General features: G+C 64.4%; 29 protein-coding genes. 21 read left to right on the top strand and 8 right to left on the bottom strand.

Annotated features, from left to right (window positions below):
• Positions 1 to 308: 308 nt before the first annotated feature.
• Positions 309 to 3,998, bottom strand: a complete 3,690-nt coding sequence (locus ACE3TQ_RS21200; protein ID WP_374584716.1) for an ATP-binding protein — start codon at positions 3,996 to 3,998, stop codon at positions 309 to 311.
• A 93-nt stretch (positions 3,999 to 4,091) separates the two neighbouring features.
• Between ACE3TQ_RS21200 and ACE3TQ_RS21195 the strand changes: the two genes are divergently transcribed.
• The 15 genes from ACE3TQ_RS21195 (at position 4,092) to ACE3TQ_RS21125 (ending at position 16,201) form a co-directional block, all read left to right on the top strand.
• Positions 4,092 to 4,520 (top strand): hypothetical protein, encoded by a 429-nt coding sequence (locus ACE3TQ_RS21195; protein ID WP_374584714.1) that lies wholly within the window; start codon positions 4,092 to 4,094, stop codon positions 4,518 to 4,520.
• A gap of 34 nt (positions 4,521 to 4,554) precedes the next feature.
• Positions 4,555 to 5,895, top strand: a complete 1,341-nt coding sequence (locus ACE3TQ_RS21190; protein WP_374584712.1) for a hypothetical protein — start codon at positions 4,555 to 4,557, stop codon at positions 5,893 to 5,895.
• 53 nt (positions 5,896 to 5,948) lie between these two features.
• Positions 5,949 to 6,713, top strand: coding sequence for a uracil-DNA glycosylase (locus ACE3TQ_RS21185; RefSeq protein WP_374584710.1), 765 nt, complete (start codon positions 5,949 to 5,951; stop codon positions 6,711 to 6,713).
• A 114-nt stretch (positions 6,714 to 6,827) separates the two neighbouring features.
• Positions 6,828 to 7,310 (top strand): Fe-S cluster assembly transcriptional regulator IscR, encoded by a 483-nt coding sequence (gene iscR / locus ACE3TQ_RS21180; RefSeq protein WP_028104363.1) that lies wholly within the window; start codon positions 6,828 to 6,830, stop codon positions 7,308 to 7,310.
• Between the two features lie 19 nt (positions 7,311 to 7,329).
• The gene (locus ACE3TQ_RS21175; RefSeq protein ID WP_374584708.1) at positions 7,330 to 8,595 is read left to right on the top strand and encodes an IscS subfamily cysteine desulfurase; all 1,266 of its coding nucleotides are present in this window, start codon (positions 7,330 to 7,332) and stop codon (positions 8,593 to 8,595) included.
• Between the two features lie 24 nt (positions 8,596 to 8,619).
• Entirely contained in the window at positions 8,620 to 9,003 is a 384-nt protein-coding gene (iscU, locus tag ACE3TQ_RS21170; RefSeq protein ID WP_028104361.1) for a Fe-S cluster assembly scaffold IscU, read from the top strand.
• Between the two features lie 11 nt (positions 9,004 to 9,014).
• On the top strand, positions 9,015 to 9,338 hold the full coding sequence (iscA, locus tag ACE3TQ_RS21165; RefSeq protein ID WP_374584705.1) for an iron-sulfur cluster assembly protein IscA: 324 nt from the start codon (positions 9,015 to 9,017) through the stop codon (positions 9,336 to 9,338).
• A gap of 4 nt (positions 9,339 to 9,342) precedes the next feature.
• On the top strand, positions 9,343 to 9,858 hold the full coding sequence (gene hscB / locus ACE3TQ_RS21160; RefSeq protein WP_374584703.1) for a Fe-S protein assembly co-chaperone HscB: 516 nt from the start codon (positions 9,343 to 9,345) through the stop codon (positions 9,856 to 9,858).
• Between the two features lie 21 nt (positions 9,859 to 9,879).
• Complete coding sequence (gene hscA / locus ACE3TQ_RS21155) at positions 9,880 to 11,760, top strand: Fe-S protein assembly chaperone HscA (RefSeq protein ID WP_374584701.1); 1,881 nt, start codon at positions 9,880 to 9,882, stop codon at positions 11,758 to 11,760.
• 17 nt (positions 11,761 to 11,777) lie between these two features.
• Positions 11,778 to 12,119: an ISC system 2Fe-2S type ferredoxin gene (gene fdx / locus ACE3TQ_RS21150; protein ID WP_374584698.1), complete on the top strand. Its 342-nt coding sequence runs from the start codon at positions 11,778 to 11,780 to the stop codon at positions 12,117 to 12,119.
• Between the two features lie 17 nt (positions 12,120 to 12,136).
• Complete coding sequence (gene iscX, locus ACE3TQ_RS21145; RefSeq protein WP_374584739.1) at positions 12,137 to 12,331, top strand: Fe-S cluster assembly protein IscX; 195 nt, start codon at positions 12,137 to 12,139, stop codon at positions 12,329 to 12,331.
• The gene (locus tag ACE3TQ_RS21140) at positions 12,318 to 13,256 is read left to right on the top strand and encodes an SAM-dependent methyltransferase (protein WP_374584696.1); all 939 of its coding nucleotides are present in this window, start codon (positions 12,318 to 12,320) and stop codon (positions 13,254 to 13,256) included. The genes iscX and ACE3TQ_RS21140 overlap by 14 nt, the downstream gene beginning before the upstream one ends.
• 104 nt (positions 13,257 to 13,360) lie before the next feature.
• Entirely contained in the window at positions 13,361 to 14,320 is a 960-nt protein-coding gene (gene ltaE, locus ACE3TQ_RS21135) for a low-specificity L-threonine aldolase (RefSeq protein WP_374584737.1), read from the top strand.
• The gene (locus ACE3TQ_RS21130; protein ID WP_374584694.1) at positions 14,320 to 15,003 is read left to right on the top strand and encodes an RNA pseudouridine synthase; all 684 of its coding nucleotides are present in this window, start codon (positions 14,320 to 14,322) and stop codon (positions 15,001 to 15,003) included. Before ltaE ends, ACE3TQ_RS21130 begins: the two co-directional genes overlap by 1 nt.
• Positions 15,004 to 15,112: 109 nt before the next feature.
• On the top strand, positions 15,113 to 16,201 hold the full coding sequence (locus ACE3TQ_RS21125; protein ID WP_374584692.1) for a DUF4214 domain-containing protein: 1,089 nt from the start codon (positions 15,113 to 15,115) through the stop codon (positions 16,199 to 16,201).
• Between the two features lie 9 nt (positions 16,202 to 16,210).
• On the opposite strand, the gene ACE3TQ_RS21120 is transcribed toward ACE3TQ_RS21125, so the two are convergent.
• Positions 16,211 to 16,438 carry a DUF2798 domain-containing protein gene (locus tag ACE3TQ_RS21120; protein WP_374584690.1) on the bottom strand — a complete coding sequence of 76 codons (228 nt, stop codon included), beginning with the start codon at positions 16,436 to 16,438 and terminating at the stop codon, positions 16,211 to 16,213.
• A gap of 100 nt (positions 16,439 to 16,538) precedes the next feature.
• Between ACE3TQ_RS21120 and ACE3TQ_RS21115 the strand changes: the two genes are divergently transcribed.
• Complete coding sequence (locus tag ACE3TQ_RS21115; protein WP_374584688.1) at positions 16,539 to 17,462, top strand: LysR family transcriptional regulator; 924 nt, start codon at positions 16,539 to 16,541, stop codon at positions 17,460 to 17,462.
• On the opposite strand, the gene ACE3TQ_RS21110 is transcribed toward ACE3TQ_RS21115, so the two are convergent.
• The gene (locus tag ACE3TQ_RS21110) at positions 17,424 to 18,245 is read right to left on the bottom strand and encodes an alpha/beta hydrolase (protein ID WP_374584686.1); all 822 of its coding nucleotides are present in this window, start codon (positions 18,243 to 18,245) and stop codon (positions 17,424 to 17,426) included. The two genes, ACE3TQ_RS21115 and ACE3TQ_RS21110, sit on opposite strands and share 39 nt — an antisense overlap.
• Before the next feature lie 63 nt (positions 18,246 to 18,308).
• Here ACE3TQ_RS21110 and ACE3TQ_RS21105 point away from each other — a divergent pair, with 63 nt between their 5' ends.
• Positions 18,309 to 18,605, top strand: coding sequence for a hypothetical protein (locus ACE3TQ_RS21105; protein WP_374584684.1), 297 nt, complete (start codon positions 18,309 to 18,311; stop codon positions 18,603 to 18,605).
• A complete protein-coding gene (locus ACE3TQ_RS21100) occupies positions 18,605 to 19,135 on the top strand; it encodes a hypothetical protein (protein ID WP_374584682.1) in 531 nt (176 codons plus the stop codon). The genes ACE3TQ_RS21105 and ACE3TQ_RS21100 overlap by 1 nt, the downstream gene beginning before the upstream one ends.
• Positions 19,136 to 19,141: 6 nt before the next feature.
• Here the strand turns inward: ACE3TQ_RS21100 and ACE3TQ_RS21095 are convergent, their stop codons facing one another.
• The 5 genes from ACE3TQ_RS21095 to ACE3TQ_RS21075 all read right to left on the bottom strand — a co-directional run bounded on the left by ACE3TQ_RS21095 (position 19,142) and on the right by ACE3TQ_RS21075 (position 22,342).
• Complete coding sequence (locus tag ACE3TQ_RS21095; RefSeq protein WP_374584680.1) at positions 19,142 to 19,948, bottom strand: class I SAM-dependent methyltransferase; 807 nt, start codon at positions 19,946 to 19,948, stop codon at positions 19,142 to 19,144.
• A 70-nt stretch (positions 19,949 to 20,018) separates the two neighbouring features.
• Complete coding sequence (locus tag ACE3TQ_RS21090; protein WP_374584678.1) at positions 20,019 to 20,528, bottom strand: RDD family protein; 510 nt, start codon at positions 20,526 to 20,528, stop codon at positions 20,019 to 20,021.
• The gene (locus tag ACE3TQ_RS21085; protein WP_374584676.1) at positions 20,515 to 21,366 is read right to left on the bottom strand and encodes a DUF3106 domain-containing protein; all 852 of its coding nucleotides are present in this window, start codon (positions 21,364 to 21,366) and stop codon (positions 20,515 to 20,517) included. Before ACE3TQ_RS21085 ends, ACE3TQ_RS21090 begins: the two co-directional genes overlap by 14 nt.
• A 2-nt stretch (positions 21,367 to 21,368) precedes the next feature.
• Entirely contained in the window at positions 21,369 to 21,776 is a 408-nt protein-coding gene (locus tag ACE3TQ_RS21080; RefSeq protein WP_374584674.1) for a DUF3619 family protein, read from the bottom strand.
• Entirely contained in the window at positions 21,773 to 22,342 is a 570-nt protein-coding gene (locus ACE3TQ_RS21075; protein ID WP_374584672.1) for an RNA polymerase sigma factor, read from the bottom strand. The genes ACE3TQ_RS21080 and ACE3TQ_RS21075 overlap by 4 nt, the downstream gene beginning before the upstream one ends.
• A gap of 416 nt (positions 22,343 to 22,758) precedes the next feature.
• Between ACE3TQ_RS21075 and ACE3TQ_RS21070 the strand changes: the two genes are divergently transcribed.
• The 3 genes from ACE3TQ_RS21070 to ilvC all read left to right on the top strand — a co-directional run.
• A complete protein-coding gene (locus ACE3TQ_RS21070) occupies positions 22,759 to 24,480 on the top strand; it encodes an acetolactate synthase 3 catalytic subunit (protein ID WP_374584670.1) in 1,722 nt (573 codons plus the stop codon).
• 2 nt (positions 24,481 to 24,482) lie between these two features.
• Positions 24,483 to 24,974, top strand: coding sequence for an acetolactate synthase small subunit (gene ilvN / locus ACE3TQ_RS21065; protein WP_036168720.1), 492 nt, complete (start codon positions 24,483 to 24,485; stop codon positions 24,972 to 24,974).
• A 25-nt stretch (positions 24,975 to 24,999) separates the two neighbouring features.
• Positions 25,000 to 25,747, top strand: a 748-nt coding sequence (gene ilvC, locus ACE3TQ_RS21060) for a ketol-acid reductoisomerase (protein ID WP_374584667.1), incomplete at its 3' end; no start/stop codon positions are given.

The raw sequence follows: 25,747 nt of genomic DNA, 5'->3' as shown, positions 1-25,747 counted from the left end.
TTGGCGTCGAAGCGTTCTTCAAAGATGGCCGGCGTGGCGCCCTGGCTGCTGCGCCCCAGCTCATCGTACAGGCCCTTGTGCACCAGCCTTTGCCACACCGAGGATGAGTCGGCCCCCAGCGAGTACAGCACCAGGACGCGGCGCTCATCCGCCCAGGCATGGGCGGCGGCGCAGGCGAGCCAGACGGCGGCGGCCAGGCGCAGGAAATGGCGGCGGTGGAAGAGGGGCGGCATGGGGTACAAAGTGTAGCACGCCGCCTGCCTGAGCTATTTCCCCAAAGGAAACTATCGTGGATAATTTGCAACATTTTATTGGTCGGCCAGCAAGGAATACAGCTGGGCCGGTGTGATCGGTTTCACCAGATGGGCGGCGAAGCCGGCGGCGCGCGAGCGGGCCTGGTCGGCTTGCTGGCCGTAGCCGGACAGGGCCACCAGGCGCGTGTTGCCAAAGCCGGGCTGGCGCCGCAACTCGCTTGCCAGTTCATAGCCGTCCATGCCGGGCAGGCCGATATCCAGGATGGCCAGGTCGGGCACAAAGCTGGCGCTGGTACGCAGGGCGCTGGCCGGGTCGGCCACCGCCTGCACTTCGTGGCCGCGCACTTCGAGCAAAGCGCGCAAGCCTTGCAGCACGTCCTGGTTGTCGTCCACCAGCAGCACCCGCCTTGGCGTTGCCGCCGCCTGCTGGGCGGCGCTTGCAGCCTGGCCGGGCACGGCGGGCAATTGCGGCGGCTCGTCGGCCAGCGGAATGCGCACCACGAACTCGCTGCCGGCGCCGCTGCCGGCGCTGGTGGCGGAAATCTCGCCGCCATGCAGTTGCACCAGGCTGCGCGCGATCGACAGGCCCAGTCCCAGGCCGCCGCGCGAACGGTCCAGCGACTGCGGCGCCTGCACGAATTTGTCGAACAGGTGGGGCAGCATGTCGGCGCCGATGCCGATGCCGGTGTCGCGCACCGCCAGTACGGCAAAGCCCTGTTCGGCCCGCGCGCGTACGCTGATATGGCCGCCCGGGTTGGAATACTTGGCGGCGTTGGTCAGCAGGTTGACCAGCACCTGCACGAAGCGCATCGGGTCGGCGTCCAGGGCCAGGCCGTGGTCCGGCACGTCCAGTTCCAGGCTTTGCTGGCGCTCTTCGAGCAAGCCGCTGACGGTTTCCAGCGCCTGCGCCATAAGGCGGGCCAGTTCCACGCGCTCGCAGCGCAAGGCGATCTTGCCCTGGGCGATACGCGCCACGTCCAGCAGGTCGTCCACCAGCCGTACCAGGTGGTGGGCCTGGCGTTCGATCGCCGCGTGCTCGCGCGCGAGCGGGCCCAGGCCCTTCAACCGCATCAGTTCCAGCGCGATCAGGATCGGCGACAGCGGGTTGCGCAGCTCATGGCCGACCATGGCCAGGAAATCGTCCTTGGTGCGGTTGGCCAGCTCGGCATCGCGCCGCGCGCGCACCAGTTCCGTCACTTCGAAGGCGACGATGGCGATGCGGTCGACCTCGCCGCGCGCGTTGCGCAGCGGCTGGTGCACATAATCGAAATAGCATTCCTGCAGCTCGCCTGCGCGCCGCAGCATGACGCGGCGCGCCTTGCCGATGACCGGCTGGCCGCTGGCCAGCGCCTGCTCCAGCTCCTCCACCATGCCCTGGCCCTCCAGCTCCGGGAAGGCGCGGCGCAGCGGCCAGCCCACCAGGTCGCGGTGCCAGCTCAGCTCCATGAAGCGCTCATTGGCCAGCTCGAAATGCAGCTCGCTGCCGCGCACGATGGCGATGGCCGCCGGCGCCTGCTGGAAGGTGTCGGCCATGCGCGCCATGTGGGCGCGCTCGGCCTGGCGGATGCGTGCACGCATCAGCTGCGAATCGACGCGCGTCACCAGTTCACGCGCCGAGAACGGCTTGACCAGGTAGTCGTCGGCGCCAGCGTTCACGGCTTCGATGCGCGCTTCCTCGCCGGCGCGGGCCGACAGCAGCAGGATAGGGATGTCGTGCAGGGCGTGGCTGGTGTGCATGGCAGCGATCAGGCCGAAGCCGTCCAGTTCCGGCATCATCACATCCGACACCACCAGGTCGGGCGCGCAGATGTCCATCCGGCGCAGGGCCTCGCGCCCATTGGACGCCGTGCTGACGTGCCAGCGCAGGCGCAGCAGGCGCGCCAGGTAGTCGCGCATGTCGGCGTTGTCGTCCACCACCAGCACATGGGCGCCCACGGTCAGCACGCCTTCGTCGTCGGCCAGGTCGAGGAAGGGTTCGTCGGCTTCCGCTTCCGGCAGCCAGCGCTGGGCCTCCGTCAGGAAGGCTGCGCGTACATGGTCCATGCCGCCGTCCGGCGCCTGGGTCAACTGCTCGTCGCGCAGGTGCGCGCGCCCCAGGGGCAGGGTGATGGTGAAGGTGCTGCCCGTGCCCGGCACGCTGTGCAGCACGATACTGCCGTGCAGCAGTTCGACCAGGTCGCGCACCAGGGCCAGGCCGATGCCGGAACCTTCGTGGGTACGCGAGCGCGCGCCCTCGATGCGGTGGAAGCGTTCGAAAATATGCGGCTGGTGTTCGCGCGCGATGCCGACCCCGCTGTCGGCCACGGCCAGCACGGCATGCTTGCCCTGCTGCCGCAGCGTGACGCTGATGCCGCCTTCGAAGGTGAACTTGAACGCGTTGGACAGCAGGTTTAGTACGATCTTCTCGAACATGGCGACATCGATCCAGGCGCTGTCGTCCAGTTCGGTGCAGGCGACGGTCAGGCGCAGGCCGGCGCCCTCGATGATCGAACGAAAGCCGCTGGCCAGGTCGCGCGTCAGCGCCGCCAGGTCAACTTTCGCATATCGTGCCTCGACCCGGCCGGCCTGCACGCGCGAGAAGTCGAGCAGGGTGTTCACCAGTTTTTGCAGGCGCAAGGCATTGCGCTGCGCCAGCAGCAGGCGGTTGTGGTGGGCGGCCGGCAGGCGGTGCACGCTGTCGTTCAGGGCTTCCTCGATCGGCCCCAGCATCAGCGTCAGCGGCGTGCGGAATTCGTGGCTGACATTGCTGAAGAAGGCGGTCTTGGCGCGGTCCAGCTCCGCCAGCGACTCGGCCCGCTGGCGCTGCTCGGCGGCGGCGCTGGCGTTCTGCACGGCGGCCGAGACCTGGCCGGCCACCAGCTCGCAAAAAGTGCGGTACTCGGCGTCGAGCCGGCGCGCCGGGCTGGTGCCCAGCACCAGCACGCCATCGGTGATGGGCAAGGCCAGTGCTTCGCGCACGGGCTGCCCGGCCAGCCCAAGCGGCAGGCCGGGCAGGCTGGTGGTGGGCACGACCACGGCCTGGCCGCTGGCCAGCACGTCGTGCACCGGCCACAGCGCCATGTCGCAGGCTGCCTCCGCCACGTGCGCCGTCTGCTGCAGGCGCACCGTGTCGCCCACGCGCTTGAACAGCAGGGCGAACGGGATGTCGGCCGGATTTTCGGCGATGGTGTGCATGGCGGTGGCGCAGGCGCTGGCCACGTCCTGCTCGCGCAGGGCCGAGGCGGACAGGGCGGAGAGCGACGCCAGGCGGCGCGCATTCAGGCGCGTGGCGGTGGTGTCGGTGGAGGGGCAGAACAAGCCGCCCACCGCGCCGGCTTCGTTGAAAATCGGGCTGTAGGAGAAGGAATACCAGACTTCCTCCACCCAGTCGCCGCGGTTCATGAAAAGCTGCACCGCGTCCACATAGCTCGGCTGCGCGCGCAGGAACACCTTGTCGGCCAGCGGGCCGCAATAATGCCAGATCTCGGACCATACCTCCGGCGCCGGCCGGCCCAGCGCCCACGGGTGCTTGGCCGCGCCCAGCACATCGATATACGCGTCGTTGTAGAGGAAGGTGGCGTCCGGGCCCCAGCCGATCCAGATCGGGTGGCTGGAATTGAGCATCAGGTTGACCGTGGTGCGCAGGCTTTGCGGCCACGCGTCAAGCGGCCCGAGCGGCGTCGCCGACCAGTCAAACTCTGCAATTTGCTGGCCGAGGGCGCCGGGGGATGCCAGGAACTGCCATCCTTTTAAACTGATAGTCACACGTTTCCTGATCTGGAATTTTGGCAATTCTGCACTGTACGAAACTTGTGCGGCGCACACAAGTGGCAGCATACGGCCGGGTTTGACAGCACCATGCAAGCATCGGATACTGGGGCGATGACGATGCCGCCGTTCCCGATCCGCAAAGAGTGCCCGCCCGGCGCGTGCGACTGCCAGCGCGACGCGCTGCTGCAGGACCCGCAAGCCGACCTGCGCATCCTGCGCCTGACGAAGGAGGAGGAAAAGCGCCTGCTGGAACGCATCGAAAGCATCGCCAGCTACGGCGAGTTGATGCGTATTGGCCAGCGCCTGGAGGAGCAGCTGGGCGTCAGCATCCGCATCGCGCCCGGCCCGAACGAGGTACGCACCGTGCGCGGCTTCCAGATCGAACTCTCGCAGTGCCCCGGCCTGTGCCGCAAGACGCGCCAGTCTGTACCCGCGGCGATACGAAAATGCCTGGATCGGCACCCGGAAATCGCCTTTGCCATCCTGAATGCCCACGATTTGTTTGCTGGGCAGTAAAATACTTTTCCTTCTGATTAACGTGGGGCAGTGCATGTGCCGCAACCTTACGCGCTGGTTGAGCGCGACCATCCTGGCGACCGGGCTGAGCCACCTGGCGGCCCAGGCGCAAGATGTTCAAGCCTTGCGCGCCCGGCTTGGCCAGTTGCGCGAATACTCCTACCTGGCGCCAAAGGCCACCCTGGCCGAGTTGCAGAAAATGAAACCGCAAGTAGCCAAATGGCCGCAAAGCGAACAGGCCCGCTATTTTTCGCTGGTCAGCAATGCCGCGCGCGAAACCGACGCCAAGCTGGCGCTGGCCGCCGCCGCCGAAGAGGAGCGCATTGGGCGTGAGCTGGGCGATGACGCCATCGTCGCCAGCAGCCTGGTGGACCGCGTCTATGTGCACTCTTCGATGGATGAGATGGGGGAGGTGAGCAAGAACGTGGCGCTGGCGCATGAGCTGGCTGGCAAGACCAGCGACCCGGCGATCCTGGTCAAGACCACCATCACCATGGGCCAGGACGAGATCCGGCGCGGCAACGGGCGCAAGGGGCTCGACTATATCAACCAGGCCGTGGCGCAGGCCAACAGTAGCGGACAGCCCAGCCTGCAGTTCATGGCCTTGCGCGCCAAGGCATATGCGCTGGGCGGCCTGGCTGGCGGCGGGCCGGAGGCGCTCAAGGCGATCGATGAGTTGAAGGCAAAGGCCGGCGCCATCCCGTTCGAAGGGGCGGTCACGCGGGCCCGCCTGGCTGAATACCAGATTGCCGACGACGCGGGACAGCTGGCGCGCGCGCGCGAGGCCCTGGCGGAGGTGGTGCTGTGGCTGCAGAAGCGCCGCATGGAAGAGCTGGTGCCGGACTTGCAGGTGACGCTGGCCGACCTCAGCCTGCGGACGCAGGACTACCGCGAAGCGCTGCGCCTGAGCCGCGAATCGAAAGCGGCGGCGCGCGCGATCGAGGACACCCAGTCGGCCGAAATTTCGCAATTCAACGAAGGCATCGCCCTGATTTACCTGGGCCAGCTGGACGAGGGCCGCGCAGCGATCGAGGCCGCCAACGAGGAATTCATCGACGCCGAAGCGCTGTTCGAGTACGCGCGGGCGCTGGAGTACGTGGGCCAGAGCGAGTTTGCCGTGAAGGTCTACGCCCGCGCCACGCGGAAGGCGGCCGCCGCCAACGCCGCTAAAGCGCGGCAGCAGAAGGAAAACCACGAGAAGGAAGAACTCCTGCGCCGCGAGGAGGAAAACCTCAAGGAATCGCGCAACCAAACGCGGCTGGAGCGCGCCTGGTCGGTGGCGGCAGCGCTGGCTGTGCTGGGCCTGGCCGGCCTGGCCTTCATGTTCCGCAAACTGCGCGCCGCCAACGCCAGGCTGGAGAAATCCCGGTCCTGAATTGCCCCGGCTTGCGCTACAATCTCGCCTTTTTGCGCCCGCATTTCGCCGTCATGACCATTGCCACGCCTATTCTGAGCGCCGTAAGCCTGGCCCACGCTTCCTGGCACGATATCCTCGTGCGCGGGCTGGAAAACATGCATGCGGCTGACCCGGCGTACCTGCCGGCCCTGGCGGCGGACCAGTTCCTGCCGACCGGGGGCCGCCTGTTCGCCGCGTTCGCGCAGCCGCTGGACCAGGTGCGCTACGTGCTGGTGGGCGAGGGCCCTTATCCGCGCGCCGAAAGCGCGACCGGGGTCTGTTTCATGGATGGCGCGGTCGGCAGCCTGTGGTCGGACGAGGAGGGCGGCGCGCTGTCCAAGCCGGTCAACAAGGCGACCTCGCTACGTAATTTCATGAAAATGCTGCTGGTGGCCGAGGGCCTGCTCACCGAAGACGGCAGCACCGGCCCGGCGCTGGCCGCCGCCGCCCAGCGCGCCCGTGCCGCCGCCGGCTGCGCGCAAACGCTGGCTGACATCCAGGACAAGCTGCACGCCAACGGCTTCCTGCTGCTGAATGCGTCGCTGGTGTTCCGCGCCCACGTGGCGCCGGTGAAGGATGCCAAAGCCTGGCGCCCCTTCTTCGATACCGTGATGCAGGCGCTGGCGGCGCGCCAGCCCAAGTTGATTCTTTGGGGAAAGATTGCAGCCGACCTGAACAAGCTGGCAAGCGTGCAGGCGCTGCCGCAGATCGTGGCGGAGCACCCGTACAACGTCAGTTTTATTGGCAATAAGGAAATGCAGGCCCTGTTTGGACCGATGGGGCTGCTGAAGCGCTGAGGCAGCGCCGGCAAGGTCTGCGCAAGTCTGGTATACTTGACTAAATCGTTCAAGTAATCCGGGTATTTCCAGCGAGACAGAACGATATTTTAACTGAGTTGAACCGAGGTTGTGATGCGTCTGACTACCAAAGGCCGTTTTGCTGTGACTGCGATGATTGACCTGGCGATGCGCCAGGGCAAGGGTCCGGTGACGCTGTCCGGAATCAGCCAGCGCCAGTCGATCTCCTTGTCTTACCTCGAACAATTGTTCGGCAAGCTGCGCCGCCACGAAATCGTGGAATCGATCCGCGGCCCTGGCGGCGGCTACAGCCTGGCCCGCAAGGCAGACAAGGTGACCGTCGCCGACATCATTATCGCTGTTGACGAACCGCTCGATGCAACCCAGTGCGGCGGCAAGGAAAATTGCCACGGGGCAGACCATGCGAATGGCACCCGCTGCATGACCCACGAACTGTGGGCCACCCTGAACGAAAAAATGGTCGATTACCTGGATTCCGTCTCGCTGCAGGACCTGGTCGACCAGCAAAAAGCCAAAGCCGCGGCAGAGCAGCCGGTGCATGTGCACCGCAACAGCAACCAAGCAGCCCTCGGTTAACCGAATTGGAGTAATTTAGATGAACGCCCCCGAAAAGAACGTCGCCCAGGTAGCACCGGTAGAATTCAAGACCGCGCCGCACTTCCCGATTTACATGGACTACTCGGCCACCACGCCGATCGATCCACGCGTTGCGGACAAGATGATCCCTTACCTGCGCGAACAGTTCGGCAACCCGGCCTCCCGCAGCCACATGTACGGCTGGACCGCGGAAGCTGCGGTGGAAGAGGCGCGCGGCCATGTGGCCGCCCTGGTCAACGCCGACCCGCGCGAAATCATCTGGACCTCCGGCGCCACCGAATCGAACAACCTTGCCCTGAAGGGCGCGGCCAACTTCTACAAGTCCAAGGGCAAGCACATCATCACCGTGAAAACCGAGCACAAATCCGTGCTGGACACTGTGCGTGAGCTGGAGCGCCAGGGCTTCGAGGCGACCTACCTGGACACCCAGGACAACGGCCTGATCACCATCGAACAGCTGGAAGCGGCGGTACGCCCGGACACTATCCTGGTCTCGGTCATGATGGTCAACAACGAAATCGGCGTGATCCAGCCGATCAAGGACATTGCCGCCTTCTGCCGCAAGAAAGGCATTATCTTCCACTGCGACGCCGCGCAAGCGACCGGCAAGGTGGCGATCGACCTGCAGGACCTGAAAGTCGACCTGATGACCTTCACCGCGCATAAGACCTACGGCCCGAAAGGCGTGGGCGCCCTGTACGTGTGCCGCAAGCCGCGCGTGCGTATCGAAGCGCAGATGCACGGCGGCGGCCATGAGCGCGGCCTGCGCTCCGGCACCCTGCCAACCCACCAGATCGTGGCGATGGGCGAAGCGTTCCGCCTGGCGAAAGTGGAGATGGAGTCCGAGATCGCCCGCATCCGCGCGCTGCGCGACCGCCTGGCCAAGGGCCTGCAGGAAATCGAAGAAACCTACGTCAACGGCGACATGGACCACCGCGTGCCGCACAACCTGAACGTGAGCTTTAACTACGTGGAAGGCGAGTCGCTGATCATGGCCGTGAAGGACCTGGCCGTGTCGTCCGGTTCCGCCTGCACCTCGGCGTCGCTGGAACCGTCCTACGTGCTGCGCGCCCTGGGCCGCAGCGACGAACTGGCGCACAGCTCGATCCGTTTCACCATCGGCCGCTTCACCACCGAGCAGGACGTCGATTTCGCGGTCGACCTGCTGAAGGGCAAAGTCGGCAAGCTGCGCGAGCTGTCCCCGCTGTGGGAAATGTACAAGGATGGCGTGGACCTCTCCACCATCCAGTGGGCAGCGCACTAATTACAGAATTTAAGGAGCATCAACATGGCATACTCGGAAAAAGTCCTCGACCACTACGAAAACCCACGCAACGTCGGTTCCTTTGAAAAAGGCGACGAGACCGTAGGCACCGGCATGGTCGGCGCACCTGCCTGCGGCGACGTGATGAAGCTGCAGATCAAGGTCGGCGCGGACGGCAAGATCGAAGACGCAAAATTCAAGACCTACGGCTGCGGTTCGGCAATCGCCTCCAGCTCGCTGGTCACCGAATGGGTGAAGGGCAAGTCGCTGGATGAGGCGCTGGCCATCAAGAACACCCAGATCGCGGAAGAACTGGCCCTGCCGCCAGTGAAGATCCACTGCTCGATCCTGGCGGAAGACGCCATCAAGGCAGCTGTGAACGACTACAAGGCCAAGCACGGCGCATAAGCGAGGACGTTATGGCAGTCACCCTGACCGAAAAAGCAGCCAAGCATATCAACCGCTACATCGAGCGTCGCGGCAAGGGCATTGGCCTGCGTTTTGGCGTACGCACGACCGGCTGCTCCGGTCTGGCCTACAAGCTGGAATACGTGGACGAAGTGGCGGCGGAAGACGCCGTCTTCGAATCGCACGGCGTGAAAGTCTTTGTTGACCCGAAAAGCCTGCCGTACATCGACGGCACCGAGCTGGACTTCGCGCGCGAAGGCCTGAACGAAGGCTTCAAGTTCAACAACCCGAACGAGAAGGATGCTTGCGGTTGCGGCGAAAGCTTCCGCATTTAATATCGTGCAAAACCACTTCGAACTATTCCAGCTTCCCCAGCAGTTCGCCGTCGACCTGGGCGCCCTGGACAGCGCCTACCGCGAAGTCCAGAGCCGCGTCCACCCCGACAAGTTCGTCAACGCCACCGATGCGGAAAAGCGCGTCGCCATGCAGTGGTCGACCCGCTCCAACGAGGCCTACCAGACCCTGAAGAATCCGCAAAAGCGCGCGCAGTACCTGTGCGAGCTGAATGGCGTCGACCTGAAGGTGGAATCCAACACGGCCATGCCGATGGAATTCCTGATGCAGCAGATGGAGTGGCGCGAGGAGCTGGCCGAGGCGCGCGCCAACAAGGACGGCGACCTGCTCGACAAGCTGGACGGCCAGCTGCGCGCCGCGCGCAAGTCGCAGCTGGCGGAGATTGAACAGCAATGCAATTCCGGTGACTATCACGCCGCCGCGCAAGGCGTGCGCGCGCTGATGTTCATCGAAAAATTCGGCGAAGAAGTGCGCTTCGCTTACGACGCCATCGAGGCGTAAAAGAATAAGACAGGTTTCACCATGGCTCTTTTGCAGATTTCCGAACCGGGCATGTCGACCGCCCCGCACCAGCACCGGCTGGCAGTGGGCATCGACCTCGGCACCACCAACTCGCTGGTAGCGACCGTGCGCAGCAGCATTCCAGAAGTGCTGAACGACGAAGACGGCCACCCGCTGCTGCCTTCCGTGGTGCGTTACCTGCCGAACGGCCATGCCAACATCGGCTACAAGGCGCAGGCGCACCAGACCACCGATCCGAAGAACACCATCGTCTCGGTCAAGCGCTTCATGGGGCGCGGCCTGAAGGACATCGCCTACGCCGAGAACCTGCCTTACGATTTCGTCGATGCGCCGGGCATGGTGCAGCTGAAGACCGTGGCCGGCGTGAAGTCGCCGGTGGAAGTGTCGGCGCAGATCCTGGCCACGCTGCGCCAGCGCGCCGAAGACTCGCTGGGCGACGACCTGGTTGGCGCCGTGATCACCGTGCCGGCCTACTTCGATGAAGCGCAGCGCCAGGCGACGAAAGACGCCGCGCAGCTGGCGGGCATCAACGTGCTGCGCCTGCTGTCCGAACCGACCGCCGCGGCGATCGCCTACGGCCTGGATAACGGCTCGGAAGGCATCTTCGCCGTGTACGACCTGGGCGGCGGCACCTTCGATATCTCGATCCTCAAGCTGTCCAAAGGCGTGTTTGAGGTGCTGGCCACCGGCGGCGACTCCGCGCTGGGCGGCGACGACTTCGACCACCGCCTGTTCTGCTGGGTGCACGAGCAGGAAAAACTGGCGCCGCTGTCCGATGAGGACACCGCCACCCTGATGGTGAAGGCGCGCGAAGCCAAGGAACTGCTGTCGACCAAGGCCGAAGTGACCATCGACGCCGTGCTGCGTTCGGGCGAAGAAGTCCACCAGCGCATCACCCCGGAAATTTTCGCCGACATCACCAAGCACCTGGTCGCCAAGACCATGAACGCGGTGAAGAAGGCCCTGCGCGACGCCAATGTCGACGCCGACGATATCGACGGCGTGGTCATGGTCGGCGGCGCGACCCGCATGCCGCACGTGCAGCGCGCGGTGGGCGAGTACTTCCACACCATCCCGCACGCGAACATCGACCCGGACAAAGTGGTGGCGCTGGGCGCCGCCATCCAGGCCAACCTGCTGGCCGGCAACCGCGCCGCCGGCGACGACTGGCTGCTGCTGGATGTGATCCCGCTGTCGCTGGGCATTGAAACCATGGGCGGCCTGGTTGAGAAGATCATCCCGCGCAACTCCACCATCCCGTGCGCCCGCGCGCAGGAGTTCACCACCTTCAAGGACGGCCAGACCGCGCTGGCGGTGCACGTGCTGCAGGGCGAGCGCGAACTGGTGAGCGACTGCCGCTCGCTGGCGCGCTTTGAACTGCGCGGCATCCCGCCGATGGCGGCCGGCGCGGCGCGCATCCGCATCACCTACCAGGTGGACGCGGACGGCCTGCTGTCCGTCTCCGCGCGCGAGCTGCGCTCCAATGTGGAAGCCTCGATCACCGTCAAGCCATCCTATGGCCTGGGCGACGACGATGTGGCGCGCATGCTGTCCGAATCGCACACCGAGGCGGAAGCCGACATGAAGGCGCGCGCCCTGCGCGAAGAGCAGGTGGAAGCCGAGCGCATCATGCTGGCGACCCAGTCCGCGCTGGACGAGGATGCGGCGCTGCTGTCGGACGACGAGCGCGCCGCCATCAACGCCCTGATGGCCGCCACCATGGACGTGCTGGAAAAGTCCGGCAGCGGCGAAGCCGACCACTACGCGGTGAAAGCCGCTTACGAAGCCCTGGCCCAGGGCACCGAAGAATTCGCATCGCGCCGCATGGACCGCAGCGTGCGCAGCGCACTGGCCGGCAAATCGCTGGACCAGGTTGTTTAATTGACTGGGGAATAGAAGTGCCACAAATCGTTATCCTGCCGCATGCCAAGCTGTGTCCTGAAGGCGCTGTGATTGAAACCGAAGGCGGCAAGTCCGTATGCGACGTCCTGCTGGAAAACGACATCCATATCGAACACGCCTGCGAGAAGTCCTGCGCCTGCACCACCTGCCACGTGCTGGTGCGTGAAGGCTTCGACTCGCTCAACGAAGCGACCGAAACCGAGGAAGACCTGCTGGACAAGGCCTGGGGCCTGGAAGCCTGTTCGCGCCTGTCGTGCCAGTCCATCGTGGCGGACGAAGACCTGGTCATCGAAATCCCGAAATACACGATCAACCACGCCAGCGAAGGCGGCCACTGAGCCGGGAGTGCACCATGCTGAAATGGACTGATGTCACGGCCATTGCCGAGGCCCTGTACGACAAGTATCCGGATGTCGATCCGACCGGCATCCGCTTTACGGACCTGCATAACTGGATCGTCGACCTGGAAGAATTCGACGACGACCATAAACGCGGCGGCGAAAAAGTGCTGGAAGCGATCCAGCAGGCGTGGATCGATGAAGCGCAATAAAGCTGCCGGCGGCGCCAAAGCCGCAGCGGCGCCGCTGCCGACCACCGTCACCGACATCCCTGAAGTCAAGCCCGGCCAGTCGGTCGCGCTGCTGCAGGAGCTGCACATCCTCACCCGCGACGGGAAGCTGAACCAGGATTCGCGCCGCAAGCTGAAACAGGTCTACCACCTGTACCAGTTCATCGAGCCGCTGCTGAACGACGTGCGCGCGGCCAAGGGCTCGGTATCGCTGGTCGACCACGGCGCAGGCAAGTCCTACCTCGGCTTCATCATCTACGACCTGTTCTTCAAGGCGCTGGGCGATGATTCGCATATCTACGGCATCGAAACCCGCGAGGAGCTGGTGGCGCGTTCCGAGGAGCTGGCGCGCAAGTTCGACTTCCCGGGCATGAGCTTCCTGCCGCTGTCGGTGGCGGAATCGACCACCTCCGACCAGCTGCCGGAGCAGATCGACATCGTCACCGCGCTGCACGCCTGCAATACCGCGACGGACGACGCCATCGATTTCGCGCTGAAGAAGAAGGCCAGGCATATCGTGCTGGTGCCGTGCTGCCAGGCCGAAGTCGCGTCCGTGCTGCGCAAGAACAAGGGCTCTTCGCTAGGCAAGAACGTGCTGACCGAGTTGTGGCGCCACCCGATCCACACGCGCGAGTTCGGCAGCCAGATCACCAATGTGCTGCGCTGCCTGCAGCTGGAGTCGCACGGCTACCAGGTCACCGTCACGGAGCTGGTCGGCTGGGAGCATTCGATGAAGAATGAGCTGATTGTAGCCACCTACAAGAACCTGCCACGCCGCCGCCCGGCCGAGCGCCTGAAGGAAGTCCTCAGCACCATCGGCCTCGATGAAATGGGCGGGCGCTTCTACACCGGTGCCCCAGCGGGCGCCGACAGCGCGGCCGCCGCCGAGGCCGGGGTTGCACCGTGAGCACGGCGTATCCGGCCGCTGCCGGCGCGGCACAACAGCTTGCACCTGGCGGTGAGCGCTGGATCGACCTGCGCAGCGACACCGTCACGCAGCCAGGCGCCGCGATGCGCGACGCCATGCACGGCGCCGCTGTCGGCGACGATGTGTATGGCGACGACCCCACGGTCAACGCCCTGCAAGACTACGCCGCCGAGACCTTCGGCTACGAAGCGGCGCTGTTCGCGCCGTCCGGCACGCAAACCAACCTGATCGCCTTGCTGGCCCATTGCGGCCGGGGCGACGAGTACCTGGTCGGCCAGGACGCCCACACCTACAAATACGAAGGCGGCGGCGCCGCGGTCCTGGGCAGCATCCAGCCGCAGCCGCTCACCAACCAGCCCGACGGCAGCATCGCGCTGCACGACATCGAAGCGGCCATCAAGCCGCACGACGTGCATTTTGCCCGCAGCCGGCTGCTGGCGCTGGAAAACACCATCGGCGGTAAAGTCCTGCCGCAGCACTATGTGCAGCAGGCCACCGCGCTGGCGCATCAACGCGGCCTGGCCACCCACCTGGACGGCGCCCGTATCTGCAACGCAGCGGTCCAGCAAGGCATCACCCTGCGGCAAGCCGTGCAGGGGTTCGACAGCGTCTCGGTCTGCCTCAGCAAAGGCCTCGGCGCGCCGGTTGGCTCGGTCCTGTGCGGCAGCCGGCAGCTGATCGAAGAGGGCAAGCGCTGGCGCAAGATGTTGGGCGGCGGCATGCGCCAGGCCGGGATCCTCGCCGCAGCCGGCCTGTATGCGCTGCAGAACAATGTGCAGCGCCTGGCCGAAGACCACGCCAACGCCGCCTGGCTGGCCGCCGAGCTGGCGAAAATCGGCGCGCTGCAAGTCAGCCAGCCACAAACGAACATCCTGTTCGTCACCATGCCGCGCGACGCCTGCCAAGGGCTGAATGCCGCGCTGGCAGCAGAACGCATCCGTGTCTCGATGGCGCCGACCCTGCGCCTCGTGACCCACCTGGACGTCAACCGCGCCGACCTGGAAAAAGTCGCCGCCGTGTTCGCCCACTACTTCAAGCAATAATGAACAACGAAGACAACACTATCCGCCTCGCCAAGCGTGTGGCGGACATGGTTCCATGCTCGCGCCGCGAAGCGGAAATCTATATCGAAGGCGCCTTCGTCAGCGTGGACGGCAAGATCGTGGAAGAACCGGGCGCCCGCGTCGCCCCGCAGCAGCAAGTGGTGCTGGCGCCGGACGCCACACTGCTGGAAATCGCCCCGGTCACCATCCTGCTCAACAAGCCAGCCGGCGCCGACCCGCTGGCCTGCCTGCTGCCCGAAGCGCGCAGCGCCGATGCCCAGCGCACCCGTTTCCTGTCGCGCCACCTGCGCAACCTGACCGCCTGCCTGCCGCTGGAGCACAGCGCATCGGGGCTGTTCGTCTTCACGCAGGACTTCCGCGTCGCCCGCAAGCTGGTCGATGAAGGCGCCCTGGTCGAGCAGGAACTGATCGTCGACGTGCAAGGCACCATCGCCGACAACGGCCTGGCGCAACTGAACCAGGGCAACGGCAAGGTGAGCTGGCAGAACGAGCATCGCCTGCGCTTTGCCGTGCGGCCGCCGAAGCCGGCCCTGGTGGCTAAGCTGTGCGCCGAGGTGGGCCTGCAAGCCACCGCCATCAAACGCCAGCGCATCGGCCGCATTTCCATGGCCGGCCTGCAGCCCGGCGAATGGCGCTACCTGCAGGGTTACGAACGCTTCTGAGCAAGGCGTCCTTGAGCGGAACCTGTAATCTGCGAAACAATTTGTAATTCTTGCCTTTTCCTGCGGCAGGCGTGGCTAAGATTTAACCAGGATAACCCAGGAGACTGCCATGAGCTACACCACCATTCCGTACTTCACCAAACTGACCCCGTACGAAATGGCCTATGCGCCACGCCTGTCGATGTTGGCCTACAACGCGCACAACTACGAGAACGCCGTGCAGTACACCGCCAATTACGCTGGCGCGGCCGGCGCGGCGGTGTTCAGCTTCAAGGCCATTGCCGGCGCCATGTACTCGCTCAGCTCCACCAGCTTCAAAGACCCGGACGTGCTGCTGGTGTTTGACGATCAGGGCAACGCGATCGCCGAAGATGACCTGAGCGGCGGCTGGGGCTACGACCACGTGACCTTCGTCGCGCCGTACACTGGCACCTATTACGTGGACGCCTCCTGGTGGCAGGGCGCGGGTCCCGGCCAGCAGGCCGTCACCCTCAGCATCTACGAGGACCTGGGCACCCTGAGCGGCAACAATATCGACGGTACCAGCAAGGGCGAGGACATCAACGGCACCGCCGGCGACGACAATATCTTCGGTTATGGCGGCCGCGATTCCCTGCTGGGCGGCCGTGGCAACGACTACCTGGATGGCGGCACCGGCCTGGATGAGGCCTATTACAACGGCAAGCGTTCCGAATACTCGGTGCGCGTGGATGGCGACCGCGTCATCGTGACCGACCTGGTGGGCAATGACGGCAAGGACCTGCTGTCGAATATCGAGCGCATCGACTTCGCCGATATCGATGTGGCCTTCGACATCAACGGCTCGGCCGGCCAGGCCTATCGTCTGTACCAGGCCGCCTTCAACCGGGCCCCCGACCTGGAAGGCCTGGGCTACTGGATCAATGCGCTGGACAGCGGCTACTCCCTGTTCAATGCGGCGGCTGGATTCATCAATTCGAATGAGTTCCGCAGCATCTACGGCACCCACTTCGACAACGCCGACTTCCTGCTGCGCTTGTACAACAACATCCTGCACCGCGCGCCGGACAGCGAAGGCTTCCGCTACTGGCTCGACGTGCTGGACAACAACAAGGCGCCGCTGTCGAGCGTGCTGGTGGGCTTCAGCGAGAGCGAGGAAAACTATGCCGCACTGGTCGGTAGCATGCAGAACGGCATCGAGTTCAAAGCCTGGGTGTAAGGCCCAGCCTTAGCGCAGCGCGGCCGAAACGCGCTGCGTCAGGCGCTGCACGGTCGGCGCAATCAGCATCACACTGACGAAGGCGGCCGGCCAGGCCGCCAGGAAGGCGTGCAGCCAGCGGTCAGCATAGTTGGGCTGGAAGCCGATATTCAGCCAGGTAATCCAGCCACTCATGATCACCGACATCATCAGGGACATCAGGGCGGCGAAAATCGCGCGGGTACGCAGGTCAGGCATGGTGTATCTCCCAAGGCATTATTCAATGCCTCAAGCGTAATAAATTCCGTTGAGGTACACTAGAGACGAAATTTCAATCTCTAATTCCAAAAATGGAATCATGCTGGACGACCTTGCCCTGTTTGTCGCCATCGTTGAAGCAGGCAGCCTGAACGCCGCCGCCGAAAAGGAAGGCTTGCCAACCGCCACCGTCACGCGCCGCCTGCAAAGGCTGGAGGCATCGCTCGGCTACCGCCTGCTGCACCGCAGTGCGCGCCGCACCCAGCCGACGGCGGAGGGCGCCCAATACTACGAACAATGCCGGCCGCTGGTGCAGGCCCTGCGCCAGGCCACGCTGCGGCTGGACGCCACGCTGGGCGCGATCGAAGGCACTGTGCGGGTGCTGGCGCCGGTCAATTTCGCCAGCGAGATCCTGGCACCCGCCTGGTCCAGCTTCCTGGAGCGCTACCCGCTGGTGCAGCTGGAGCTCGAGCTATCCAATGAAGTACAGGACCTGGTGGGCAGCGGGGCCGACCTGGCGATCCGCATCGGCGCCCAGGCCGACTCCATGCTGACGCAGCGCAAACTGGGTGACGTGCGCCTGGTGCTGGCCGCGGCCCCGGCTTACCTGGAACGGCACGGCATGCCGCGCAATGCGGCGGAACTGGCAAAGCACGCCGCGATTGCCACACTGCCGCTGCGCGAATGGCGCCTGCGCGACCCCGCCAGCGGCGTGGAGAGCGTGCTGCGCCCCGAACCGCGTGTGCGGGTGAACGAGGTGCGGCTGGCGGTGATGATGGCGGAGGCGGGCCTGGGCATCGTGCTGGCGCCCGAGCTGCAATGCCACGCCAGCCTGCAGTCCGGTGCGCTGCAGCGGGTGCTGCCGGGGTGGACGCCGCAGTTCCGCACGGTGTACGCGGTCTGGCCGCAGCAGCGCTACCTGCCGGCCCGCGTGCGCGCCTTGCTGGAACACCTGGCGGCGTTCACGGCGCGCCACCCCTTGCTGTCAGGCTTCGATGAAAGGACAGAGGGTGGCGGCGGTTGACGGGTTGGACAGCACGTTGTTGTGGCCGGCCTCTGGCAGCACGAACAGCTGCTTGGCGGGCTGGCTGGCCGCCTCGAACACCTGGCGCCCCATGTAGGCCGGTGTCAGGTCATCGCGTTCGCCGACCATGACCAGCAAGGGCGACTTGATCTGCCGTACGGTGGCGACCTGGTCGACCACGGTCAGCTCGGGCGCGAATTTGATGGTGGTGAAGGGCTTGTAGTACCACGGCACCTGGTTGTGCACGATCTCCATCAGCGAAGCGCCCGGCGTTTCCAGCACCACCGAGCGCACCGGGCGCTGCTGCGCCACGCCGGCCGCCACGAAGCTGCCCAGCGACTGGCCGTGCACCGCGACTTTGCCTGGGGTGCGCGCCTCCAGCATGTCGTAGATCGCCACGGCATCCTCCTTCAGGATGGCGACCGTCGGCTTGCCCTTGCTGCGCCCGTAGCCGCGATAGTCGAACATGGCGACATTGACCTTGCAGCGCTCAAGCGAGGACAGGATCTGCTTGCCATCCGCATCCATGCGGAACAGGTTGCCGCCAAAGTAGAGCAGGGTGCGCTCAGCGCCTTCGCGCGTCACCAGCACGCCGTTCAGCTGGACGCCGTCCGGGCGCTGCAGTTCGAGCTTGCTGCTGTTGGCGAACACCTGCTCCGGCAAAGGCTTGGCCTTGATCACGGCATCGGAGCGGATAAACATCGACTCTTGCACCTCAAGGGTTTTACAGCCGCCCAGTATCGCCAGCGGTAGCAGTAGAATCAGGCTTGCACGCAGTTGCATCAGGAATCTCCATTTAATTGTTGTAATAAAAATATTACTACATAAAGTAGCAACATCCTCACCATGGAAAACCACTTTTGCCTGGTCCGCCGCTGCCTGGTGCCGGCCGATGCCTTCATCCTGTGCGGATGCCTGCGCGCGGCGGGCCTGCACGCCACCGTCATGGATGACCAGCATGTACAGGCCGCGCTGCTGCTGGCACCGGCCATCGGCGGGGCGCGTGTCATGGTGCCCGAGCCGGAGCTGGAGCAGGCGCTGGAAGTGCTGGCCGCATTCGAGCGCGGCGAGCTGGCGCTGGGCGACGATGACGACGTGGGCGGGGCCCGCGTCTATCCCTTCCCGCTGAAGGCGGCGAAGTAATGCGCGCTTTCCTGCTGGCCTGCCTGCTTGCCATTGTCGTCGTCCCGGCCATGGCGCAAGATCCGTGTCCGAAGGACGGCGACTGGTCGGCCACTTGCCTGGAAACGGTGGGCAAGGTGCGCCAGGTGAAGCGGCAGTACCTGCACCGCCTGGCGCTGGACAAGTCCGGCTTCGCCGTCATTGTGATCGAGGCGCCGCGCGAGGTGGTGGCGGTGAACCGGCGTGGCGTGGTCGTGGTGCCGGGCATTGCCCATACCGGCGATTTCGACTATCCCTATGCCGAACAGGGCGTCGGGCGTTTCAGCGTAGGTGGCAAATGCGGCTACTTCCGCGCCGGCTCGTTCAGAATCGTGGTGCCGCCGCTGTACGATGCCTGCCTGGCCGTCCGGGATGGCGAGGCGCAGGCGTGCCAGGAATGCGTGCGGCGCTGCACCACGCCCGAGTGCCAGGATTCGGTGCTGGTGGGCGGCAAGGGGTTTGTCTTCAACACCAAAGGCACCTTGCTGCGCAGGTTCGTACCACCCGCGTGAGCGCGCTTACACCTCGCAGGTAAAGACGATCGCCTGCATGCGGCCCTCGCTCGGGCCGGGCCCGAACTTTTCTTCCAGTGCGGCTGCGGCGGCGTCCGTTGCCTCCTGCAGGCGGGCCGGGTCGCGCGCCTCGATGTCGGCCCGCAAGGGTGATCCCTGGCATAAGGCCATGGCAGTGCTGCGCGCGGATTCGGCGCGGCTGCTGGCGGCCACCACTTCATGCGTCACCGCGCCGCTAAAGCCGGCGCGCGCCAGGTCGGCGCGGATCACTTCCACATCATGGTAGCCGTAGGGCATGCGCGCCAGGAAGCGTGGCGGGTCGGCCGGGAAGACCTTGGCCAGCGCGTGGTTGATGGTGGCGGAAAACTCGTTATGGCTGATGCCATCCCACACGTTGAAGCAATACAGGCCGCCCGCCCTGAGCACGCGGCGCGCCTCACTGAAGGCGCGCACTTTATCGGGAAAGAACATCACGCCGAACTGGCAGGCCAGTGCATCGAAACTGGCATCGGGGAAGGGCAGCTGCTGGGCGTCGGCCTGGCGCCATTCGATGCGCGGTGAAGCGACGGCCTTGCGTGCCTGTTCCAGCATGGCCTCGTTCAGGTCGGTGGCGACGATGTGGGCTTGTGGGCATTCCTGCAGCAGGTGCCGCGTCACAGCCCCGGTGCCGGCCGCGATTTCCAGGATGCGCTGCGGGCGGCGCTGGCCCACGCGGCGCGCCATATCGATGGCGTAGGGACTGAACAGCAGCGGCACCATGCTGCGTTCGTACGTTTCTGGAATGGAGCCCGTGAATTGACTGTCTTTGTCCATGATCGCCTCCCTCGCACGAATCCAGTATAGCGCGCCGTGGCCGCAGCATTAGCCAGGCAGGCGCCGAGGGTTACTTCTTGGCAGCTTTTTCCGGCTTGGGCAGTTGCACCAGGCGGGTGCCGGCCAGTTTGTCGTGCAGGAACTGGCGGTCTTTATTGAGGAAGGCGGTCAGCGACCACAGCACGATGCTGGCGAAGATGGCGTACAGCTTGTGCTTGTTGCTGAGGTCGGCGGCATAGGCCACCACGATGCCGGGCAAGACCCACAGCCAGGCCAGCAGGTAGCGGACCAGGGCGGTGCGTACCGGCAGGCGCTCATGGCCAGGCTGCACGACTTTGATGCGCCAGGTTTGCATGGCGAGGGTCTGGCCCTTGCGTGTCCACTGGTGCACGAAATAAATGCCGAGGATCAGGAAAGCGAGGGCCTGGCGCATATGTTCGACCTGTGGCGTATGGCTGGCCTTGGTGATGATCTCGAACACCAGGAAGGGCAGGAACAAGGCGGCAAACGCCAGCAGGATCTCATAGAGCATCGACGTCAGGCGGCGCTTGACGGTCGGGACAGCGTTATTTGCTTGCATTCGGGAGCACTGTTGGGGCGCTCGGCGCAGCGAGCGGAGGGGCGGCAGGCGCGGCAGCATCGCCCGCCGCAGCCGGGCTGGTTGCCGGTGCGGCGGCCGGCGCCGCGGCGCCTGGCGCGACCACTGCCGGTGCAGTGGCCGGGACCGGAGTCACGCCTTGCGCGCTGCCTGGCGGCACGACAGCCGGCGAACCTTGCGGCAGACCGATCGGCGCCGGCGGCACCGTGCCCGGCGGCACCGTGCCCGGCGCCGGCACCAGGCCATGGCCGGCGGCCTTGACCGGGGCTGGCGTCTTGGCCGCAGCCTGGGCTGGGGTCGGCGTCTTCGCGACCTGGGCTTTCTTGGCGGCGCCGGCCTCAGCCAGGGCTTTCTTGGTTTCTTCCGGCAGGTTCTTGTACTGCTCCCACTCGGCCGCACGCTGGCCCGGCGGCGTGGCTTTCTTCTGCGCGCGTGCAAAGTTCTCGCGCACGGCCTTGCGCTCGGCCGGGGTCAGGGCGATCCATTCATGCATGCGTTCCTGCACGCGCTCTTTTTCCGCCGGCTTCATCTTGGCCAGGCGGTTGGCGATGGAAATCCATTTCTGCTTGCGGACCGGACCCAATTCCTCCCAGGTTGCCTGCAGCGGTGCCAGGGCTTGCTGTTGGGCTGGCTTGAGGTCGGACCAATGCGGTTTTTCACCGACCGGCTTGGCGGCGTCGGCAGTGGCGGCAGCAGGCGAGGGCGCGGTGGTGGCGTGCGAAGCGGGACGGCTCACCAGCCAGACGGCGGCAGCAATCCCAGCGCCCAGCAGGGCGATCGCGCCAGCAATCCACTTTTTCCTACCACTGACACGCGCCATACTTATTGCTCGCGAGTCTCGAGGTAGGCGCCAAAGCCTTGGTCAAGGTAAGCAGACAGCGGCAGCTCATCGGACAGCACGGCGGCGTCCATTTCTGCCAGTTCCACGATCGATTGCTGCTGTTCGTACTGGTACACGCCGACCAGGCCGCCCATTGCCAGCAGCAATGGCAGGGCCACGCTGGCGCGGTTGAACCAGGCAAACGGATTGGCAAAGAAGCCGGAGCCGCCGGCCACGGCCGGGGCGGTGGCGGCCACGCGTACGCGCGCCGGCGCATCGGCCTTCTTGCGTGCCAGGGCAGCCTGGCGCGCCGCAGCAAGGCGATCGGTAGTCGAGGCTGGCAGATCGTCTAGCTTTTCGTTGAGCGCGCGCCGCACGCTGTAGGCAAAGTTGGTATCTTCGGTGTTCATAACTTAATTCCCTTGGCTTTGAGCGATTCAGCGAGAGTGTGAGTTGCTCGCGAGCAATGCGTTTTGACGCTGCCTTCGGAACATCCCATCGCTTCGGCAGTTTCAGCTACATCCATGTCCTGCCAGTAACGCATGAGGAAGGCTTCTCGTTGACGCGCAGGCAGCTTTTGCACTTCTTCTTCAATAATCTGCAAGATCTGTGCCCGCTCTACCTGATCCGCACTCGACTCGGCCGCCTGGGAACCCTGTTCAGCCTCGTAGGACTCCAGTATATCAAAGTCCTCATGCTCTTCCTGGCCGGGGCCCAGGCCGGAAAACAGGCTGACCCAGGTGTTGCGAACCTTTTCTCGACGGAAATAATCGAGGATGGTGGTCTGCAGGATGCGCTGGAACAGTGCAGGCAGCTCGGCGGCAGGCTTGTCGCCATACTTTTCCGCCAGCTTGATCATTGCATCTTGAACAATATCCAGTGCCGCTTCGTCCTTGCGGACCGCGTACACCGCTTGCTTGAATGCGCGGCGCTCGACGCTTTCGAGGAAATCCGATAATTCTTTGTCTGTGGCCATGCGTCGGAAAAGAGGGCTGCGCGCTGCTGTTTATCTGAACAATCCGGCATTTTAACAAAAAATGCAGAATAAGCTTGACCAATATGGTGCAACGCAGTAACGTTAAGGACGCTTTGCACACCACGAAGCTCCCCGGTTCTTCGGGACAGGCACACAAAGCCGTTTCGAAAAGCCAGCTTTCTATTGTCAGCAGTTTGCTCTAACCCGTGCCACAAGCGCGAGAGGTAGGCAGGAACCGCTGCAAAACTCCGGCCAAACGAGTTGCGTTTAGCACCGGCTTGTACTCCAGCTACGCATGGGGGAAGGGTCAGTGTGACCGCAGAAAGAAGGGAAGCTGAGAGTCGTGCACGGTGACGCCCACTTCGCTAGGCAAGAGCATCCAATCAATCTCCTATGGACCTTGAAAGGATTGTTTCATGAATACCGAAGCTCCCATCACGGGCGCCGAGATCGTTGTCCGCTGCCTCGCTGAGGAAGGCGTAGAACACGTTTTCGGATACCCCGGCGGCGCCGTCCTCTATATCTACGACGCCATCTTCAAGCAAGACAAATTCCAGCACATCCTCGTCCGCCACGAGCAGGCCGCCATCCATGCCGCCGACGCGTATTCGCGCAGCTCGAACAAAGTGGGCGTGGCGCTGGTGACTTCCGGCCCAGGCGTGACCAATGCGGTGACCGGCCTGTCCACGGCCTATATGGATTCCGTCCCGATGGTGGTGATTTCCGGCCAGGTGCCGAGCCACGCCATTGGCCAGGACGCCTTCCAGGAATGCGACACCGTCGGCATTACGCGCCCGGTGGTCAAGCACAACTTCCTGGTCAAGGATGTGAAAGACCTGGCCGAGACCATCAAGAAAGCCTTCTATATCGCCAAGACCGGCCGTCCCGGCCCGGTGCTGGTCGATATTCCAAAAGATATTTCGATGCACAAGCACGTGTACTCGTATCCGAAGGATATCGAGATGCGTTCCTACCGCCCGGTCGACAAGGGCCACGCCGGCCAGATCCGCAAGGCGCTGCAGCTGCTGCTGACCGCCGAGCGTCCAATGATCTACACCGGCGGCGGCGTGATCCTGGCGCACGCATCGAATGAACTGAACAAACTGGTCGACAAGCTCGGCTTCCCGGTCACCAACACCCTGATGGGTTTGGGCGGCTCGCGCGCCTCCGATCCATGCTTCGTCGGCATGCCCGGCATGCACGGCACCTACGAAGCCAACCTGGCGATGCAGAACTGCGACGTGCTGATCGCCATCGGCGCCCGCTTTGACGACCGCGTGATCGGCAATCCCAAACACTTCGGCCAGAACCCGCGCAAGATCATCCACATCGACATCGACCCATCGTCGATCTCGAAGCGCGTCAAAGTCGACATCCCGATCGTCGGCAACGTGAAGGACGTGCTGGTGGAGCTGCTGTCGCAGCTGGACGCCACCGAGCAGCGCCCGAACGCCGCCGCGCTGAAAGACTGGTGGAAGCAGATCGACGAATGGCGCGGCCGCAAGTGCCTGGCGTACGCCACCTCCGACCTGGTGATCAAGCCGCAGCAGGTGGTGGAGTCGCTGTACGACATCACCAAGGGCGACGCCTTCATCACCTCCGACGTCGGCCAGCACCAGATGTGGGCTGCGCAGTACTACAAGTTCGACAAGCCGCGCCGCTGGATCAATTCCGGCGGCCTGGGCACCATGGGTGTCGGCCTGCCGTACGCCATGGGCGTGCAGATGGCCAATCCGGACGCCACCGTCGCCTGCATTACCGGCGAAGGCTCGATCCAGATGAACATCCAGGAACTGGCGACCTGCAAACAGTACCGCCTGACGCCGAAGATCATCCTGTTGAACAACCGCTTCCTGGGCATGGTGCGCCAGTGGCAGCAGATCGACTACGGTTCGCGCTACTCCGAGTCCTATATGGATTCGCTGCCGGACTTCGAAAAGCTGGCCGAGGCCTATGGCCACGTCGGCATGCGCATTGAAAAACCGGGCGACGTCGAAGGCGCGCTGAAAGAAGCATTCGGCATGAAGGACCGCCTGGTCTTCATGAACTTCATTACCGACCAGAGTGAGAACGTGTGGCCGATGGTGAAAGCCGGCAAAGGCCTCTCCGAAATGCTGCTTGGCTCGGAGGACCTGTAATCATGCGACACATTATTTCTGTACTGCTCGAAAACGAAGCGGGCGCGCTGTCCCGCGTGGTGGGCCTGTTCTCCGCGCGCGGCTACAACATCGAAACGCTGACCGTGGCGCCGACCGAAGACGCGACCCTGTCGCGCATGACCATCGTCACCACCGGTTCGGACGACATCATCGAACAGATCACCAAGCACCTGAACCGCCTGATCGAGGTGGTGAAGGTGGTGGACCTGACCGAAGGCCAGCACATCGAACGCGAGCTGATGCTGATCAAGGTGCGCGCGGTGGGCAAGGAGCGCGAAGAGATGAAGCGCACCGCCGACATCTTCCGCGGCCGCATCATCGACGTCACCGAAAAGACCTACACCATTGAGCTGACGGGCGCCAAGAGCAAGCTGGACGCCTTCATTGATTCGATCGACCGCGCAGCGATCCTCGAGACCGTCCGTACCGGCGGCTCCGGCATCGGCCGCGGCGAACGCATCCTCAAAGTTTAAATCGAATATTCACTAAGGAATGACCATGAAAGTTTTCTACGACAAAGACGCTGACCTCTCCCTCATCAAAGGCAAGAACGTTGCCATCATCGGCTACGGCTCGCAAGGCCACGCGCACGCGCAGAACCTGACCGAATCCGGCGTCAACGTGACCGTCGGCCTGCGCCGCGGCGGCGCCTCCTGGCAGAAAGTGGAAGCGGCCGGCCTGAAAGTCGCCGAAGTGAATGAGGCGGTGAAGAACGCCGACGTCGTGATGATCCTGCTGCCGGACGAGAACATCGCCCAGGTGTACAAAGAGAACGTCGAACCGAACATCAAGCAAGGCGGCGTGCTGGCTTTCGCCCACGGCTTCAACGTGCACTACGGCCAGGTTGTACCGCGCGCCGACCTGGACGTGATCATGATCGCACCGAAGGCCCCAGGCCACACCGTGCGCGGCACCTACCGCCAGGGTGGCGGCGTACCGCACCTGATCGCCGTGTACCAGGACAAATCCGGCTCCGCGCGCGACATTGCCCTGTCGTACGCATCGGCCAACGGTGGCGGCAAGGCCGGCATCATCGAAACCAACTTCCGTGAAGAGACCGAGACCGACCTGTTCGGCGAACAGGCCGTGCTGTGCGGCGGTACCGTGGAACTGATCAAAGCCGGCTTCGAGACCCTGGTGGAAGCGGGTTACGCGCCGGAGATGGCGTACTTCGAATGCCTGCACGAGCTGAAGCTGATCGTCGACCTGATCTACGAAGGCGGCATCGCCAACATGAACTACTCGA

This window comes from Pseudoduganella sp. (assembly GCF_041914865.1).
Taxonomy (GTDB): domain Bacteria; phylum Pseudomonadota; class Gammaproteobacteria; order Burkholderiales; family Burkholderiaceae_D; genus Rugamonas.
This window is presented reverse-complemented; position numbering and strand designations above follow the sequence as displayed.